Raw genomic sequence first — 16560 nt, 5'->3', positions numbered from 1 at the left:
ATTAATTTTCTAACGAACCAATGACATCAACATCCACACCGGATGCAACATCGCCATAAGAAAGCACTTCCATTTCCGGGTAGCTTCCTTCAATGATCTTTTTCACAAAGCGACGAATATCCAGTGATACCATCAAAATAATATCGCGAGCGTTAGCACCGTTGCTGCTAATGCATTGCTCGAGGCTTCTGATAATACTTTCAGTTTCCGGTGGCGGCAGATTGATAAATGTCCCGCCAGAAGTTTGGCGAATTCCACCACGAACCAGGCTCTCCATCTCGTGCGACATAACCAGAGTACGTATCTGCCCGTTGGCCGCAAAGCGGTTTGAGATATAACGTGATAACACACTGCGAACGTGCTCCACCAGCATAATGGGGTCCTTTTCCTTAGGCGCCCATTGGACTAAGGCCTCAAGAATCAGTCGCATATTGCGGATAGAAATACGCTCCTGTAATAGCCGTTGGAAAACCTCGGTAATACGCTGCACGGTATTATTTCGATAACACTCTTTGAGTAGCTCGGGATATTTTTTCTCCAAATCATCAAGCAGCGTTTTGGCCTCCTGAATGCCGAAGAACTCGGAAATATTGTGCACCAGCAAAGTGGAGACGCAGGCATAGAATTCATCGATCGCCGTTCTTGAATAAAAGCCAAGCTGTAAGGCTGTTTCACTCCGTTCTTCCGGGATCCAATAGGCGATACCCTGAGCCGTTTCTACCGCCTGCACGGTCGAGTCAATAACCTGCAGCTCGTCGCCACGCATCAGCACTTTGCACATGCCCGGTAAAATATCATACGTCGCAACCTGAATTTCATTGATTGCAACCGACAGCTTGCCGCGCACCATTTGCTGGTCGTAGTTCATCACTACTTCCGGCAGACGAACGCCGTACTCAACAAAGAAGTTACGCTTGAGCAGCGAGCACAAATTATGCTCCTGGAAATAGTTCTCGTAGCCTTTCCAGGCGGTAATGATGAGCGGAATCGTTTCTGGGATATATTCACCGTCGATCATCACCGGTTTGCTTTTCAGTACCGGTTCTTCATCTTCTTCTACAGAATTAACTGTCGGCTTTTTACCCTTTTTAGCATCAAGCTTATCCTTGATGAATATACCTAATAGTAAAGCGGCCAGCAGAGCGAAGACCGGCAGAGGAAAGCCCGGCAATAGCCCCAGAGCAATAGCCAATACGGCCGTAACAAGCAGGATGAATTTATTATGAAACATATCCTGCAAGATTTTCGAACCGAGGTTCGTATTCTCACTGTTATTTACGCGGGTGACAATCAGGCCGCCGCTGATGGAGATTAACAGCGCCGGGATTTGTGCAACCAGAGCGTCGCCAATGGTCAATAAAGTAAACACAGACATCGCATGGGATAAATCCATGCCGTGCTGTAATGTGCCCACAGCAATCCCACCCAGTAAGTTCACGAAGATAATAATGATCCCCGCGATGGCGTCGCCCTTAATAAACTTCATCGCACCATCAAGCGCGCCGTATAACTGGCTTTCAGCTTCAAGATCGCTGCGGCGACGCTTGACTTCTTTTTCATCGATAACCCCTGCCTTGAGGTCAGCATCGATGCTCATCTGCTTACCCGGCATGGCATCTAACGAGAATCGTGCGGCCACTTCCGCGATGCGCTCCGACCCTTTGGTGATGACGATAAACTGCACGATAGTAACGATAAAGAAGATTACAAAACCCACCACCAGGTTATCCGCAATGACAAACTCCCCGAAGCTGGCAATAATTTCCCCGGCGTCGGCATCTGCCAGAACCAGACGACTGGTACTGATTGAGATTGCCAGACGGAATATCGTACTAATGAGCAGAATTGATGGAAAAGTCGAAAAATCCAAAATCCTTGTAATATAAAAAGAACCCAAAAAAATCAGCAGTGCCATCGTCAGGTTGAGTCCAATAAGGAAATCAACCAGGTATGTTGGCAACGGGATAATCAACATCACCACGACCATAACCATTATCGTTAAGATAATAAGCTCTGGCCTGTTACGAATTTCAAGAATAAATCGTCTAAGCATGAGTAGTTGCACATCAATCCATGGCAGACAAACTAGTTTGTCTGCGACTATTTGTAATATTCATTCCAGATTCCGGTATTTTTCTCTTTTTCGAGCATTTTACGCAGCAACGCAGCCAGATGATTAACAATGACTTCCCGATAAAGCGTATCGACGAAGAGAAACTCAGGCGTCATATTATAAACATTGCGCAGTTCTTGAATGACCATCGACCGCTGCTTGAGCAACAGCAATGACATAAAATTTTTACTGAACTCTTTTAACGTTAATTTGAATTCGTCAGCATCCACTAAACCCGCCATATAAAGCCCTACAACATCCGCCTCGCCCAGCAACTGCTGATTATTTCTCATCTGTCCCCGAAATGGGAATTTAGCAAAACTTTCATTTAGCAGCTGGTCCAGCGTGTGGAGCAAGCGTGCATCTGACAGTTTTGCACTGAGCGGGCCAAATTCAGAAGAGTGAATACCGGGTTCATTGGCCTTCATATCAGCAATCAGTGCCGACAGTGTGAAGGCCAATAAACGCGTTCTGTTCTGATAACCATAAACATCAATCCAGTCTTTGTAGATAAATCCTGCGGGCATCTCGAGTTCAAGAAAATTAAGATAGCTATTGCGCAGATCCTTTGCCGACAGCGGCCTGTCACTGCTACCGTCGCTAAACCGTTTTGCCAGGCGACCTACATTCATTCCTGACTGCATTTTTTTGGTGTCGCCAAATTTTTCTAAATCGGCGATCGCTTCTTTAATTTTCTTCTTTTGAAGTTCAGAGAGCTGGCGGCTCAACAGCATTTCACGCAGCGCGAGCATTAAATCGCTGTCATCCGGGAAAAGCTGGCGGGCAAAGTTCAATAGGTTATTGAGGTCACGCAGTTTGGCCACATGCTTAATTAATGTGTCCAGTTTCTCATCAGCCAGATCCTCAAGCATAGAGGAGACAAAATCGTTATCTGCGCTGTCGTTTTTACGCCCGGCTTTGCTAAAGCGACCAAATGCGCTGAGGAGATCGGCCATTTCCTCAGCGGCATTACTCATCTCTTCCTGCAAATTAATCGGCAGCGCGTCTTCGCCCGCATCAAATACGGGCTGGCCTGCAGTATTACGATTTTCCGGGATTTGCGATTCAATGCGATTAAAGTCAACGCTAGCAACAGAACGAATGTCCATAACTCACCTGGTTCTTAATTGTTTTTCATCGTTTCACGTAACATGGAGACCGTCGATTTCAACGTTACCTCGTTCCCCACCCAAGTTCGGCCCAGCACGGGATTATTTTCCTCCGTTCCCCGACCCTGCCAGGTTTCGCCGCTTGCAAGTAAACTTGGCTGAATAAGGAATAAGCGAACCATTTTCTTGTGGCTGGTATAGCTGTAATCGAACAGCTTGCCCAATACAGGAATGTCGCGCAGGAGCGGGATACCCACGCTGTGATGTTCATCCTGGTCACGGCTGTAGCCACCGACCAGCAGGCTATAGCCCACAGGCACGCGCGCTTCCGTACTTATCTGGGTGTTATTCACCATTGGTAGGCTGTCGACATTTTCGGTTTTACCATCAGAGTTGAGGGGCAGACCTCCATCCTGAATATTCAGGATCATCTCAATCTCCTGCTGGCGCTGCGCCAGACGCGGCAATACGCTAATCATGGTGCCGTAGGTAATCTTTTCGAGTGAGGAGTTACGCTCTCCAATCAGCTTGGCGTAAAAGCTACTGTTATTATCAAATAGTGCCGGAACATTTTCCTGAGTCAGGATCTCCGGACGTGAAACCACCTGCGCATTGCCTTTTTTCGCAAGCGCGGATACGTCCGCCAGAAAATGAATGCTGTTTTCCGGAGTTAGTGAACTGGTATTAAAAGTAACGCCGGTATTGCCTATTTTTGCCGCACCCTGCCAGCGAATCCCCAGTTCGTTAATATCATCCTTCGAAATATCAATGATCCACAGCGACAGCTGAATCTGCTGTTTAGGGACATCAATAGCGCTGACTAAATCCTCAACAAAACTCACCTGCCTTTCGGAACCCTGAATGAGCAAGCTGTTGGTATCCGAGTAGCCGACAATATTGATGGACGATTGGCCGAGGGAATCTGACACATACTCCCGCTTCGCCGATGATCCCGAATTAAATGAAGGCAACGGCGGAAAATTTCCCTTCTGAGTGGCCGAAGCGGCCTCAAGCGCGCCTCGCGTATCATTATCTACGGTGATATTCGCCCCGGCCGGTGCTGAACGTCCACCACGGTTATCGACAGAGTTATTCAGCAACTGGTTCAGCACCGTCGCAACGCCCGACACGGTGACAGGGCTGTCACGCTGGGTAAAGGTGCGATCGTTCACAAAAGTGTTTTTAAGCTTGATCACGCGGATCGTGTTTTCACCCGTTCCGGGACGGGCATAGGTTGCATCAATATACTTTGCAGCCGCCGCGATAAGTTCGACATAGACCGGCGGCCCGGAGACATAAAAAGAGCCAGAGCGCCCGTCTGAACGCAGCGGGAAACGAGCGTCGTACAGCCCTGACGACTTGATGAAGGCCACCAGCCGGTCAAACGGCGCGTAGGACAAGCGCACAATGCTGCTTTTGATTTCGCTGGCATCGTAAACATACACGGAGCTGCCATCGTCATACCAGATAAGCCCTGTACGTGAAGCTAAGGTATTTAACAGCTCCTTCGGCTTACTAAGATCGAAATTTCCTGAGACCCGTTTTTTGGCCGCCTCCGTACTGACAACAAAGGGTTTATTCAGCGCGCCACCGATCACAAAGAAAAGCTGTTGGACGCTGTTATTACTGGCGACATAAGTATTTTCATCATCCCGCGAACCGTTACGGACATCGACTGGGCCGCCCGAGTAATCCTGAGTATCCAACAATGCGCCGACCGCCGAATTACAGCTCAATACTCCCAGCAATAAATACGGCAGGTAGCGAACCGGCAGTTTCGCAACCATCTTATTCATGAAGCAAGCCTTCCAATTTTTTAAACTCCCTCGGTGTAATGCCGAACAGTGATTTGATTTCACTAGAAAAATGAGACGACGACGCATAGCCGTTATTTCCTGCGATAGCCGAAATTGAATTATCTTTTTCAATCAACTGCAGGGCACTGTGAGCCGCTCGCCAAAGGCGTAACTGTTTTTTTGGTCCCCTGGTAAAAGCATGGTGGCAAAGCTTCCTAAAATAGGATTCAGATACGCCGTAGATCTTACTGGCATTACCAATCTTATGACTGTCACTCTCCTTATCTTCATTCATTACCTGAGATAAAAGAAAATGGGCAATCCAATAGCTTTCGACATTCCTGACAAACGAAAATAGATTTCCCAGACGGTGGTCCTTGGGCTTTAATAATGTAAAAATCAACATCCCCATCAGCGATTTGCATTCATCGTCTACTAAAATTACCAGATTCCGCTCGGTATGCATCAGTAAGGAAGTATTTGTCTCCCCCTCGCGCGGCTCGGCGATAACGCTACGAGATTTAGCCTGGTAATCCAGGAATGAAAACAGCGTGGTGGCCTGTGACATCGACAGTATTTCAACCATCCAATCCCCCCCAAAAGCAATCTCCATGTTATCCAGAGTCGATAACACAATGGGGTGAAGAATATTATTCAGGCGATCGTCATAGTTCTCCCGCAGTTCACCTGAGGCAGACACAGCCATAACAGATTCACTGTTTAGCGGACGAGCAAACAACATGCCGTTATTTAATTCGATACATTCATCACTCACGAAAAGCAGCATTCCCGCATGCGCGCTATCATTTGCGCGTTGCCGAATTATGTTTTTCTGATGGCATTGAGCATTACTAACCAGCATAATTTCCTCTTACCTCAGTTTGTGTTTAGAAGTAATATTCAAGCACTCGATTAAGAACTATCTAATACAACACCTCGAAGTGCCGGTGAATTTATCAGAAAATTCTTGCTCGTCAATGCAAGTTGAAAGAGATAAAAAAAGAATAAATATCATAAAAAAATATTCAACAAAAAATCAACAAACAACATTGAGTTTAATAATCAGTAGCGCTACAGTGTGCCGTCTTAAAGATGCACTACCCGCATACCGTCAAATAAATTCATCGCGAATGGAATAATGTTTTTCATGCGCGAGGCACTTCATTGCTTTTGAGACCGTTACTATTAAATGGAACGGCTTAGCATTAGGAAGTTGTAGTGCAGATTAAAATAGAATCGCAAGAGCCATGCTCGTACGATTGCTTGTTTTCCATTATTAATGGCCTTTTCTATGAACAGCGACATGAACGAATTACATGATGATATGCCTGTACCAGAGGCACAGAAAAAATTCACCCTGAAGGTGCTGTTTGGACCCATGTTTGGCTGTGAACTCCACCTTCCAGCAGACGATTACTTTCTCATCATCAACCCGGGGCTTGCACTACAGGATAACGCTACTGCAACGATGTCGCCTGGAGATCATGCCGCAGCCTATACGCAGAATACGCTTTATCTCCCCTGTGACATGCCGTCACCCAACATTATCCTTCGTTTGTCGGCTCTTTTCCGGGATGAAGAGTCAGACGAAGGATATCGTCTTGAAGTACAGGGGGTAGATAGAAGCTACCCGGCGCTGCTGAAAGAAAATGAAGTTTTCGTTCATGAGCACATCCGCTTTGCCATCAAGCGTAACGAAGATGACTGGCCAGCAGAGATTAAAAACTTCAATCTTCCTCCGGCCCTCGATGCTGAATTTAGCGAACAGGATAAGCTGCAAGAGTTTAATGCAAAAAAAAATCATGCCCTGATTTTCGGTTCAGTCATTCTCTTAATTCTTGTGATTACCACGGGCGTTATCTGGTATAAAAACCGGGAAAGCGATCGGCAGGTTTTAACCTTAAATGAGGTGTTAGCAGGCGCACCGATGCCTGTAGATATTGTTCGTGGCCGCGATAATAATCTTATCTACGTTCTTACTCAGAACTTTCAGGCAATGGAATGGACGCGGGAAGCGCTCTTCAAATTGCAGGACAGGGACAGCGTGGTTCCTGTTTGGTTAACACAGCAAAGAAATGAAGTCATTTCGCAGCTGGCGAATGCGGGCTACCCCGTTTTACAAATTGACTATTCTAAACCTCAGCAGCCGGCAATTGCACTTTACAGAGGATTAACCCTGCAGGAAGAGCAAAATTTCAAAGCTATTGTTTTGCAAAAAATCCCGTTTGCTCTCGATATCAAAATCCTGGTAAAAACAAAAGATCAGTTATTACAGGATGCTCGGCAGGGCCTGGATCGTTTGCACATTTATTACCGCCAAATTAATTCGACTAGCGGTTATGCTTTGGTGGTACGTGATGCCCTGAGCGACAGCGCTCTACGTTCTTTGCAGCATTTCATTAAACAGTTCAATCACCAATGGGGAAGCCGCGTGATTAATTTTTCAATTAATCTCGACGAAAACTGGTTACAGGATAAGTCATATGTTGACTCTTCTAATGGCTATCTGTTTTTGAACCCTCGTCATTGGTACTTTCCCCTAAAACAAGGAGACTTAAATGGCTGATACAAACGCGCGTACTGTAGATAACAATGGCTATTATCTGGATGAAGTATCCGCTGGCTTCGAAGCGGGTGCTGAAAAAATGATGGAAGAATTAAAGACAGCTGAGGAGGCGCTGAAAGCCGACCCGTCTGATCCAGCCGTGTTGGCCAACTATCAGTCGAAGCTACAGCAATACACGCTGTTTCGTAACGCGCAGACCAGTACCGTGAAAGCCTATAAGGATATTGGCGCAGCCATTATTCAAAACTTCCGTTAATTAACACGGGTACGTGTCGCTCTCGTACCCTTTTCTATTCTGGAGTAATTATGAGTCAATTTAATGAAGCCTTGTCGGCATTAACCAAGCTCTCGCCAAAAACCATCAACCCTGAAGATAACCTATCCGTAAGCGTTCACGATCGAAATTTTAATAATTTAGTGTCCAGCACGTTTACTAAAGTCAGCGAGACCGATGCGCAGTTTAAAAATGTGATTAATACCCTTAGTCAGTCTCCGCATTACACCAGCAATCCGGAGAAGCTACAGATGCTGCAAAACTATATCGGTGAATACAGTAACTACGTTTCTCTGGTGAGTACTCTTGCACGCAAGGCGGTGAGCACCATAGAAACTCTGGAAAAATCGCAATAATGATGAACAAATATTCACGCGTCCTCGCTGCCGTGCTGTTAACTTTTATGCTTAGCGCCTGTAATGACGAGAACCTACTCTTCAACCTTACCCAGGAGCAGGCCAACCAGGTTCTCGCTATTCTGCAGCAGCATAATATTTCAGCGAAAAAGGACGGCAATCTTAAGGCTGGCTATACCGTCTCGGTCGGGGAGTCTGAAAGTACCGCCGCACTGTCTATCATTAATCAGTACCAGTTGCCGTGGGCCGCTGACGTTCAGATCGGGCAGGCTTTTCCGGAAAGCTCTTTGGTTGCTTCCCCTAACGCCGAGCAGGCCCGCGTCCTCTCATTACAGGAGCAGCGGCTTGAGCAATCGCTACGCATGATAGCTCAGGTCGTCAACGCGCGCGTTCACGTCAGCTATCCCCCCTTTAATAACGATACGAGCGGAAAAAAAGCCACCGGCCACGTCGGCGTGCTTATTTCCTATAAAGGCGAGATTGACGATAATTTGTTTATCTCGCAGATAAAAACGTTGATCAAAAATAGTTTCGATGACGTGCGCTACGAGAATATTTCGGTGGTTCTGTTCCCCGCCCCGGTTATCCAGTACGTTGCGCCGATCAGAGTACCCGCCAGCATCCCTGCCTTGTGGATTATCCTCTTTTCCGCTATGGCTTTGTGCGCTGCCGGCACGGCGGGCTTCATGCTCTATAAGCTTAGCCGCCGCCCGCCTTCAACCCAGGATAACGCAGCAGAACTGATTGAGGACGAGGCCGCGAAACCATGACAGTCGGAGATTCGCGCATAATGTCCATTTTATACGCCCCGGCAAGCTACACGCATCGCAGCCACCTGCCGGAGATATTCCGGGCGAGTGAATTCCGAGAGGACAGGCTACTTAATTTCTGGCTGCTAAGGTGCGGCAAACTCTCTGACCTACCTGCTCGCTGGCAGCCCGACGAAGCCACGTGTTCGCTATTGCTTTCGCACTGGCATCTGATTCCCCTTGCTGCACATTTGATTGGTGGCTATCTGCAGCGGAACAGGCTGCCTGAAATGGGCGCTGTGCTGATGTCTGACCCGCGTCTGCAGGCCTTTATCTCTTTGCCGCTGCTTCACGAGGTAACGCTTGAAGGCGATATCCCGTTTGATACCGCTTCTTGCGGCGCAACGTTCCTTCTGGGGCAGTTCCCGGGGTTACCTGCCGCGCTGCGACAGCGTTTGATGCTGCACTTTCCTTCCGGCATGGCGCTTGCGCAATTCACGGCCCCCAAAACGCTAAACCACATTAATTTGCTACGAATGGCCTTCACCTATGCGCACCATTACTATTGATGAGTTACCCGAAGATCTGCATCGCCTGACGTTGATTAAATCTTCTGAGCGAACCCGCCATCAGCGGATGGCTGTGGCGCTGGAACGTACCCTAAATCGCTGCAGTGAAATTCATGCCGAGTATGAGTTACAGACGGTCAGGCTGCGTGAAAACTGTGAGAGGCAAGCGTTCCAGACCGGCTTTGAGCTGTTTTTCTCGCAGCTGGTGACGCTGCTTGACGAGTATCAGCGCCAGCAACATAAGCGGCAGGAAGTATTTCGCCAGCAGATCGCCACAGCGCTCAACCAGTCCTTACACGATCCAATGATCGTTGAGCGCATTATCCATCACCTTCAGGAACAGTGCGGGCATCAGAAAGCGCTGCGCATCGTTATTCCCCGAGCGGTAAAGCTGCCGGACGGCGCGGACATTTCGAACTACCTGTATACCGAAGATAATCACATCACTGTGCAAAATGACATGGATGCGGTGCGCTTTCCTAGTGAAACGCTTTGCTGCACGTGGCTACAGCAGGCGGATGAAAAGACCGCCTGTTTTAATGAAACCATCAACAACCTGACGCCCGACATGCTTCGCAATCTGGCAGGGAAACTCATCGCTATGAGCCACCGGATGCCTTCAGAAGCCGTTAACTCAGATAAGGATGAAAACAATGAATAGCATCAACAGTATTGCCTCTTCCTCGCCGTACTTTAAAGACGGTGAATCGTCGGATGAGAGCTTTAACGATAAAGTGCTCCACTATTTTCAGCAGAATAAGCCCGAACACAAGCTGAGCGATATGATGGATGAAATGCGGGCACTTTCCCCCGATAAGAACGTATCGATGCACCAACTTAACGAAGCGCTGCTCTACTCAGATACCTATTTGCGCAATACCGATGAGTACAAAGATTATGCGAACAACGTGCTGGACAAACGCACCTTCCAACTGCTCGGCGTGAATATGTTTTTTAATAATATGATGTATAAAAGTTTCACCGAGACCGACAGCGATCCGTCGTTATAACCTTCTCTGCTATTAATCCCGGCATAGTGCCGGGTATACAAATCATGAAAATAAAATCATTTACGCCCGTTGCTTTAACCTTATCCCTTTTGTTCCCCCCTTTGGTTACAGCACAAAAGGTTGATTGCATTGTCGAAGCCGCGCAGTGCTTCCAGATTAACCCTCTGCTAATCAAGGCTATTATCTGGCAAGAGTCCAGAAACCGTCAGCAGGCAATGAATCACAATACGAATAGCACCGTAGATGTTGGCATAATGCAAATTAACACGGTGCATTTTAAGGCTTTGAAATCCCTGGGCATTGATGAAACTTTGTTACGAGAGAATAGCTGCGCTAATGTTTTTTCAGGTGCCTGGGTGCTCAAGCAAAGTATTGAACGCTATGGCTATACGTGGGATGGAATCGGTAACTATCATTCAAAGACGCCGGTGCATCATGACAGGTATGTCAAAAAAATAATTTCCCTGATTGCACATCAAACAGCAGTCATCGATAAAATAGAAGTGGCCAGACAAGAAGGCATCCGCGAGCGTTTCGTCTGTCGATAACGAGGAGTAAGAAATAACGCAAGCATCTTGCTTGCGTTTTGGCATCAGAATGACGAGGCCGCAAAGTCGATAAGCTTCAACAGGTGAGCGACTAAAAAATCATTGGCAAAAAAAGTTCATTGCGCTGTTTAATTGTTGTCTGCTAATAAATTCTAAAGCAATAATATCTAACGTTATTAATTTTTTTAAGGTATATCTTGCAGCGTGACGCATTGAGCGCTCAACAAATTCGCTTTAGGGTGGCAGATTACTCCTTCAGCCGCGTTGCAACAGTACAAAAAATTATTGCCAACCGGCGGGACGAGGTTAGCTAATGGCATCTGGCCAATATCATTATGATTTTTAATAAAATCCAAGGTGTTACTTCTTGCCGTCATGGCAAAAAAAATGAAAAGAGACAAAAAAAAATTGCAGCTACTGTACTTAAAAAAAACGTCTGCGGCGAAAACCTCTTTCTGTCTGGCACCGTTCTGGGAGCAGAATAAGGGATAACCGACATCGAATTAGCACTCACGGGAATGACGTTAATCATCGACTGGGTTGAAAAGGAAACGTTATCTACTTCGATGTTTCCAGGAAAAGATGACTCATAGCCAGGTTTATCGGGTTCCGCTTCAGGCTCTTCCCAGCAGGGCTCGGCTGTGAGTTGATACCCCAACTTTGGGATAGTGACAATAATACTCTTCGTATCATCTCCCAGGCTTACTCTTAAAGAACGGATCATCTGTGCGATGCTTTGCGAAGTCACATAACCGCCTCCCCATACTTCAGCAAGAAATTCAGCCTGGGAAACCGGTTCAGGGTATTGTGCGCAAAGTAATGCAAGCACATCTGACTGTTTTTTCCTTAATTGTAAAACGGTATCGTCTTGTTGCAGCGTTCTGGATTTTGGATTAAATGTGAAATTAAGAAAGTAAATTTTTCCTGTATTTACTACGCATTTTTTCATTTTAAATCCCTCTGGCGTTTAGCTTTATGAGTGAAGGTACCTTCAGGAAAACGCATGAGTGAATATATCAATCCATGATCTTAAATATATCCTGCCAAATCTTCAGACAACAAAAACCCAACTCACTGGTAACTTTAATTTAACAAATTAGCGGGGAGTAATGCCTTCTTTATCACGATATAGACAACAGAATTGATCTCGATGCGAATTTACTGTTTTATGAAATAATATTTTACCATTCAAATCATAATGTGTGAAATTGCTTTCAGCGATCAATCCATATTAGTCAATAGCCAAAACAAATCACTCAGTTTATTTTTAGGAACACATTTTTAGTCTGTTCACCCTTATAAGAAGTATTGAAAAAGGACGTCCCTGTCGCCACTGAAAGTAATGTCTTCACGCTACATGAATATTTACTTTTCCTGAATGATAACTAACAATATGAATACGTATTATGAGAAGGAAATACTTAATACACCCTCTTTTTTGTAGGCAGAAACATAACACGCGCTGGTAAGACGCTCTATCAAAAAACGCCTCAAGCAATCCTACTGCTGGGTGATGATCAATGTCGCCGAGGCGTTAAAAGCACCTGTTTTTATATCTTCATAACTGACCGAGGTAGGTTTGACTGGCGTAAAACTCAGTGGTACCGAAATACTGCCATTTACCACACTAAGCTGCTGCGTGTTACCGTTTGTAACAATATTCCCGTTCCAACGCATGACGACCCCGAGATTATTGTTACTGGTAGTAATGGCATTATTATTCCAAGAGGTAGGAGTTGTGTTCATCTTTACTTCAAAATCAACTTCATGGGTGACATCACAGGTTATGTTGAGGCTTTTTTCCACCGTCTGTGCAGAAGTTCCTGAGCTTTGAATCTCACTTCTTTCAAGCTCTCCCAGTTCAACTAACAACATCTCTCCAGAGAGGATTTTGCAAGTTGACGTGTTTATATCGACATCGTTCGCCGCAATGAAATACCAGATGTAATAGTTTTGCGCACCGTGGTTATTTCTCTGGATAAACTTAATTTGTGCAAGCTGGTCTCCCCGCCTGATCTGCAACGACTTACCCATGCTGGTTAGCTCGAAATAAAGCTCTACGGGTAAGCTTTTAGTTTCCTGGGCATTGAGACTAAAAATCTCAACTTCAGGTACAGGTTCAGGATAAACCTTTCCAGAAATGATAACGCCGCCCTTAAGATCCTTGAAAATGGCGGAATTGAGGCTCATTCCGTTACTGGCAAGCCACATCGAATCGACCCAACCGCCGTCTACAGAGTCGTTCTTGCAGCTGATCTGCGAACGGAGATCGACAATCTTGTTTCTACCGGTATTGACGTCCGGACTGACGGTTACGTTAACATTAGCATCTCCGCCATTCCAGCCAATGGAGTTACACGAGTAGGCCCATGCGCCCTGATGCACCGCCAGCAGCATAATAAATAGGGGTAATTTCATATCTGAATGTGAATCTCCTAGGGATAATTAAGCTCGAATGTCGCCAGCGCCTCAAATGCTCCACGGCGCAAGGTATGTGCGGCCAGCGCGGAAGGTTCTCCAATAACGTAACCGTACAGCACAAGATCATTAGTTCCACTGGCGAGCGTAAAAGCGGGCACGGTCTTATTGAGCGGCAAGGGTGTGCCGTCCTTTTGCTCCAGGCCAAGCGCAATGCCGCTGGCGGTCGAGTTGCTAAGCGCCAGAAAACCCGGTAATTCCTTGCTCTGCGTCCCTTTAAACGTGACCTCTACCTGATTACCCAGGCTCAGATCGCACTCCAGAAGCCTGAGGGTGAAGGGCTGCGCGTGGGTACGGGTGTTAAGGTATAAATAGGTATCGATTACTGTGTCGAAATCCAAAGTAATATCTGTCGTATTCGGGTCCAGCTCGCAGGGATCGGCCACCAGCGTCCCGTCAAATTTCAGGTTGTCGCTGGTGACTTTCACACCACCGTTTCCTGCCGCTGCGTGACCGGCTAAAACCATCATTAACAACAGTATGCCCGCGTTGCTTCCGGCTATCGTTCTACTCCCCATTCCTGCTCCTTATAAATACTCGGCCAGCAGCGTTGCCGTAGCAGAAAACGCCCCATCGCCCAGCTCATCGATGCTGGGATCTTTTACCGGCACAGCCTCAAGCGTGGGCGGATGCTGATAAAGAATGTCGAGGGGTTTGTTAATCTCCATCAACTGACCGTTCTGTTTAATCTGGATCCCCAGCCCACGAATATTGGTTGCCAGCGCGCTGCGGTCAAAGGACGTTGCGCTGCCGTTTACCGCAAGGGTCAGACGCCACGTGGGGTCAACGTCGTCGCAAATCAGCTGCCAGGCGATAGCCTGCTGGTAACGCACCCCGTCAACCTTATGGATGCCAACATTGTCAAAGTGGATGTTTACATCACGATCGTTATTGATGTGGCACGGATGGATCCTCAGCGTGCCGTGAAAGGAAATATCGTTACTGTCTCCGGTTGCTGCGGCATGCGCCGAAGTGAGCTGAACGCCTGGCCCGGACAACAGCAGCGCTAGCGCCAGGCTCCTTCCACAGCCGCCATAAACTTTGTTCTTCACCCTGATTGCCTCAGTTATAAGCCACTTTTAACGTGGCGCTGGCGTTGAATGCCTGTCCGTCCTGAAAACGTGCGCCGGTCTGTTTTTCCAGTACGGCGTACAGCAAAGGCTGGCTAGCGTTATCGAAGTTGAACCATTGGTTTACCGACAGCGTTTCGCTTCCTTTAAGCAATTTGATGCCAAGCCCGCTGGCATCGGTTTTTAGCTGTTTTCCATCAAAGCTGGCAGCACTACCGGCAATCTGCATTTGCAGCGTTTTGCCGTCCGGATCGCCTTTGCAGGACACCTGATAGGGAACGGGCTGTTTATAGGCCTCACCGATAATCTCATTGATATAGACGTCCCCGAATTCCACCTTAATCGGGTCAGTTCCGCTAAAAGTACATGATGCAGTCGCCACCACCGTGCCGGTAATACGAACATCTAAATTACTGGAGCCCGCGGCTGCCGTATCACCCGCCAGCAGCATTCCCGTCATTGCGAACAGGGCTATGGCTCCCCATCGGGCAAATATCATCTTTGGATCCTTAGTCATAATTCAGTCTGAAGCCGACCGTAGCCTGCCATGTCCCCGCCGTTAACGGAGCAGAAGTGCGTTCGGGCTGCACGTAGTAGACCAGCGCATCATTGGTCGGGGTGACAAACTGCGGCAGCGTACGCTCGCCTAATCGCACGTCACGCCAGGCGCTGTCGGCGATCCTCAACCCCAGCCCGGTGAGGCCGTTCACCTGCACCAGCTCGGGGCTGTCGGCATCTGCCGGGGCCAAAAAAGTCACGCTGACAGCCGGCTGAAGCGGATCCCAGCTGCTGTTCCCGCTCCGCGTATTGAGCATCTCTGACCCGCTGCGCACGCAGTCACGTAACCTCAGCGTAAAGGCTACCGGCTCACCGCGATCGCCCGGATTTCGAAGCGCCTGGGTCGATGCGTTGCCGAGACTGACTTCCTGAGCTTGAGAAGTCATGTCGAGGCGACATGCCCCCTCAACAAAATCACCCGTAATATGCAGTGCCCCATTTACGCCTTCAACGTTCCAGTTGTCGGGCAGAGCCCAAGCCGTCGTCGGTAGCACCAGCGCCAATGCCAGGGCGCTGGCAACGCGGTTGCACCCTGCCAGAGCGTGGTAATTCCACTTGTTTTGCTTCTCCATCAGCCTCACCCGGCTTTACTACCGATGACCCGGCAAACATTGTCCGCGCAGTTGAAGATAAGCTTCGGCCGCCCGCCGTAGTCGTTAATCCATGCCAGCATCGGTTTCTGTCCCAGCGTCGATGCCTTGATGTTCAACAAAGCATCTGAACGAGGGGCAATCATCACCGGATCGAAGCCGGCAATCGGGGGGCTATCCGAGCGTTCGTATGCCCCGGCCAGGGTCACGTAATAGGGGCCAGGATTAATAACGCGGTATTTATCGCCTTCTCGCTTAAGCGTGATTTTTTCCTGCCACACGCTTTCGCCTTCGGATCTATTGATTTCAATGGATTCAGGCCGATAGAACAGCTTGATTCGCGTCTGCAGGGCAATCTGCAACGTATTGGCTTTCGTGCTTTTGGGCGGGATTTCACGCAGATTAAAGTAAAACAGCGACTCTCGATCCTGAGGCAGCGTGCTGGGATCCCCCATCAGCTGCAGTTTCACCTGGCCTTTTGCCAACGGCTCTACTCGCTGTAGCGGCGGAAGCGCGGTCAGAGGCTGGGTGATTTTGTTACCTTGCTCATCTTCTACCCATGCCTGGGCCAGATAGGGCAACATTTTATTCTGGTTGGTAATATTTAAACTGATCGATTTATTTGCACCGTTAAACACGGCACGGGTGCGATCAAGAGCAATGGCCGCCGACGTGCTTTGGCTGACCAGGACGGCAATCAGGGCGGTGGAGGTCATCGTCAAATAAGAATAGTTTTTCATCTATTGAAACTCGCTTTGCAAGATGTCGCCGTGC

The 16560-nt window shown here is 47.8% G+C and carries 19 protein-coding genes; 8 read left to right on the top strand and 11 right to left on the bottom strand.

Annotated elements, in window-relative coordinates:
• Position 1: 1 nt before the first annotated feature.
• The 4 genes from C7387_RS04595 to C7387_RS04580 are packed head-to-tail and all read right to left on the bottom strand — an operon-like array spanning position 2 to position 5880.
• The gene (locus tag C7387_RS04595; protein ID WP_006820285.1) at positions 2-2053 is read right to left on the bottom strand and encodes an EscV/YscV/HrcV family type III secretion system export apparatus protein; all 2052 of its coding nucleotides are present in this window, start codon (positions 2051-2053) and stop codon (positions 2-4) included.
• A 47-nt stretch (positions 2054-2100) separates the two neighbouring features.
• Positions 2101-3222, bottom strand: a complete 1122-nt coding sequence (sctW, locus tag C7387_RS04590) for a type III secretion system gatekeeper subunit SctW (RefSeq protein WP_006820286.1) — start codon at positions 3220-3222, stop codon at positions 2101-2103.
• Between the two features lie 14 nt (positions 3223-3236).
• On the bottom strand, positions 3237-5018 hold the full coding sequence (gene sctC / locus C7387_RS04585) for a type III secretion system outer membrane ring subunit SctC (RefSeq protein ID WP_006820287.1): 1782 nt from the start codon (positions 5016-5018) through the stop codon (positions 3237-3239).
• Complete coding sequence (locus C7387_RS04580) at positions 5011-5880, bottom strand: helix-turn-helix domain-containing protein (protein ID WP_006820288.1); 870 nt, start codon at positions 5878-5880, stop codon at positions 5011-5013. The genes sctC and C7387_RS04580 overlap by 8 nt, the downstream gene beginning before the upstream one ends.
• A 441-nt stretch (positions 5881-6321) precedes the next feature.
• On the opposite strand from C7387_RS04580, the gene C7387_RS04575 reads away from it, so the two are divergent.
• From C7387_RS04575 to C7387_RS04540, 8 genes are read left to right on the top strand one after another with little or no spacing between them, the layout of a single operon-like run.
• Entirely contained in the window at positions 6322-7584 is a 1263-nt protein-coding gene (locus C7387_RS04575; RefSeq protein WP_211326890.1) for a PrgH/EprH family type III secretion apparatus protein, read from the top strand.
• Positions 7577-7840, top strand: a complete 264-nt coding sequence (locus C7387_RS04570; protein ID WP_006820291.1) for a type III secretion system needle complex protein — start codon at positions 7577-7579, stop codon at positions 7838-7840. Before C7387_RS04575 ends, C7387_RS04570 begins: the two co-directional genes overlap by 8 nt.
• 50 nt (positions 7841-7890) lie before the next feature.
• Positions 7891-8214 (top strand): type III secretion system inner rod subunit SctI, encoded by a 324-nt coding sequence (sctI, locus tag C7387_RS04565; protein WP_006820292.1) that lies wholly within the window; start codon positions 7891-7893, stop codon positions 8212-8214.
• Entirely contained in the window at positions 8214-8984 is a 771-nt protein-coding gene (gene sctJ, locus C7387_RS04560) for a type III secretion system inner membrane ring lipoprotein SctJ (protein ID WP_120816178.1), read from the top strand. The genes sctI and sctJ overlap by 1 nt, the downstream gene beginning before the upstream one ends.
• A 20-nt stretch (positions 8985-9004) precedes the next feature.
• Positions 9005-9532, top strand: coding sequence for a type III secretion protein (locus C7387_RS04555; protein ID WP_244922343.1), 528 nt, complete (start codon positions 9005-9007; stop codon positions 9530-9532).
• Positions 9513-10193 carry a hypothetical protein gene (locus C7387_RS04550; protein WP_006820295.1) on the top strand — a complete coding sequence of 227 codons (681 nt, stop codon included), beginning with the start codon at positions 9513-9515 and terminating at the stop codon, positions 10191-10193. Before C7387_RS04555 ends, C7387_RS04550 begins: the two co-directional genes overlap by 20 nt.
• Positions 10186-10542: a type III secretion system protein gene (locus C7387_RS04545; protein ID WP_120816176.1), complete on the top strand. Its 357-nt coding sequence runs from the start codon at positions 10186-10188 to the stop codon at positions 10540-10542. The genes C7387_RS04550 and C7387_RS04545 overlap by 8 nt, the downstream gene beginning before the upstream one ends.
• A gap of 44 nt (positions 10543-10586) precedes the next feature.
• Positions 10587-11090 (top strand): lytic transglycosylase domain-containing protein, encoded by a 504-nt coding sequence (locus C7387_RS04540; RefSeq protein ID WP_006820297.1) that lies wholly within the window; start codon positions 10587-10589, stop codon positions 11088-11090.
• A 373-nt stretch (positions 11091-11463) separates the two neighbouring features.
• On the opposite strand, the gene C7387_RS04535 is transcribed toward C7387_RS04540, so the two are convergent.
• The 7 genes from C7387_RS04535 to C7387_RS04505 form a co-directional block, all read right to left on the bottom strand.
• A complete protein-coding gene (locus tag C7387_RS04535) occupies positions 11464-12039 on the bottom strand; it encodes a transcriptional regulator (RefSeq protein WP_006820298.1) in 576 nt (191 codons plus the stop codon).
• Between the two features lie 551 nt (positions 12040-12590).
• The gene (locus tag C7387_RS04530) at positions 12591-13508 is read right to left on the bottom strand and encodes a fimbrial protein (RefSeq protein WP_120816175.1); all 918 of its coding nucleotides are present in this window, start codon (positions 13506-13508) and stop codon (positions 12591-12593) included.
• A gap of 17 nt (positions 13509-13525) precedes the next feature.
• Positions 13526-13996 (bottom strand): fimbrial protein, encoded by a 471-nt coding sequence (locus C7387_RS04525; RefSeq protein WP_244922342.1) that lies wholly within the window; start codon positions 13994-13996, stop codon positions 13526-13528.
• A gap of 99 nt (positions 13997-14095) precedes the next feature.
• Positions 14096-14620 (bottom strand): fimbrial protein, encoded by a 525-nt coding sequence (locus C7387_RS04520; RefSeq protein WP_006820301.1) that lies wholly within the window; start codon positions 14618-14620, stop codon positions 14096-14098.
• Positions 14621-14630: 10 nt separating this feature from the next.
• Entirely contained in the window at positions 14631-15137 is a 507-nt protein-coding gene (locus C7387_RS04515; protein ID WP_050812363.1) for a fimbrial protein, read from the bottom strand.
• Between the two features lie 10 nt (positions 15138-15147).
• Positions 15148-15768, bottom strand: a complete 621-nt coding sequence (locus tag C7387_RS04510; RefSeq protein WP_006820303.1) for a fimbrial protein — start codon at positions 15766-15768, stop codon at positions 15148-15150.
• Between the two features lie 5 nt (positions 15769-15773).
• Positions 15774-16526: a fimbria/pilus periplasmic chaperone gene (locus tag C7387_RS04505; RefSeq protein WP_006820304.1), complete on the bottom strand. Its 753-nt coding sequence runs from the start codon at positions 16524-16526 to the stop codon at positions 15774-15776.
• Between the last annotated feature and the right edge of the window lie 34 nt (positions 16527-16560).

Origin of the sequence: Yokenella regensburgei (assembly GCF_003634235.1) — a bacterium.
GTDB classification, from domain to species: Bacteria; Pseudomonadota; Gammaproteobacteria; order Enterobacterales; family Enterobacteriaceae; genus Yokenella; species Yokenella regensburgei.
Note: the sequence above shows the minus strand (reverse complement) of the source record. Positions and strands in the feature narration are given on the sequence as shown.

Bases quoted from the DNA above. Each gene is read 5' to 3' on its own strand.
- C7387_RS04510 (WP_006820303.1), bottom strand. From the start codon at position 15,768: ATGGAGAAGCAAAACAAGTGGAATTACCACGCTCTGGCAGGGTGCAAC.
- sctI (WP_006820292.1), top strand. From the start codon at position 7,891: ATGAGTCAATTTAATGAAGCCTTGTCGGCATTAACCAAGCTCTCGCCA.
- sctW (WP_006820286.1), bottom strand. From the start codon at position 3,222: ATGGACATTCGTTCTGTTGCTAGCGTTGACTTTAATCGCATTGAATCG.
- sctJ (WP_120816178.1), top strand. From the start codon at position 8,214: ATGATGAACAAATATTCACGCGTCCTCGCTGCCGTGCTGTTAACTTTT.
- C7387_RS04505 (WP_006820304.1), bottom strand. From the start codon at position 16,526: ATGAAAAACTATTCTTATTTGACGATGACCTCCACCGCCCTGATTGCC.
- C7387_RS04530 (WP_120816175.1), bottom strand. From the start codon at position 13,508: ATGAAATTACCCCTATTTATTATGCTGCTGGCGGTGCATCAGGGCGCA.
- C7387_RS04535 (WP_006820298.1), bottom strand. From the start codon at position 12,039: ATGAAAAAATGCGTAGTAAATACAGGAAAAATTTACTTTCTTAATTTC.
- C7387_RS04580 (WP_006820288.1), bottom strand. From the start codon at position 5,880: ATGCTGGTTAGTAATGCTCAATGCCATCAGAAAAACATAATTCGGCAA.
- C7387_RS04555 (WP_244922343.1), top strand. From the start codon at position 9,005: ATGTCCATTTTATACGCCCCGGCAAGCTACACGCATCGCAGCCACCTG.
- C7387_RS04570 (WP_006820291.1), top strand. From the start codon at position 7,577: ATGGCTGATACAAACGCGCGTACTGTAGATAACAATGGCTATTATCTG.
- C7387_RS04540 (WP_006820297.1), top strand. From the start codon at position 10,587: ATGAAAATAAAATCATTTACGCCCGTTGCTTTAACCTTATCCCTTTTG.
- C7387_RS04595 (WP_006820285.1), bottom strand. From the start codon at position 2,053: ATGCTTAGACGATTTATTCTTGAAATTCGTAACAGGCCAGAGCTTATT.
- C7387_RS04575 (WP_211326890.1), top strand. From the start codon at position 6,322: ATGAACGAATTACATGATGATATGCCTGTACCAGAGGCACAGAAAAAA.
- C7387_RS04515 (WP_050812363.1), bottom strand. From the start codon at position 15,137: ATGATATTTGCCCGATGGGGAGCCATAGCCCTGTTCGCAATGACGGGA.
- C7387_RS04550 (WP_006820295.1), top strand. From the start codon at position 9,513: ATGCGCACCATTACTATTGATGAGTTACCCGAAGATCTGCATCGCCTG.
- sctC (WP_006820287.1), bottom strand. From the start codon at position 5,018: ATGAATAAGATGGTTGCGAAACTGCCGGTTCGCTACCTGCCGTATTTA.
- C7387_RS04545 (WP_120816176.1), top strand. From the start codon at position 10,186: ATGAATAGCATCAACAGTATTGCCTCTTCCTCGCCGTACTTTAAAGAC.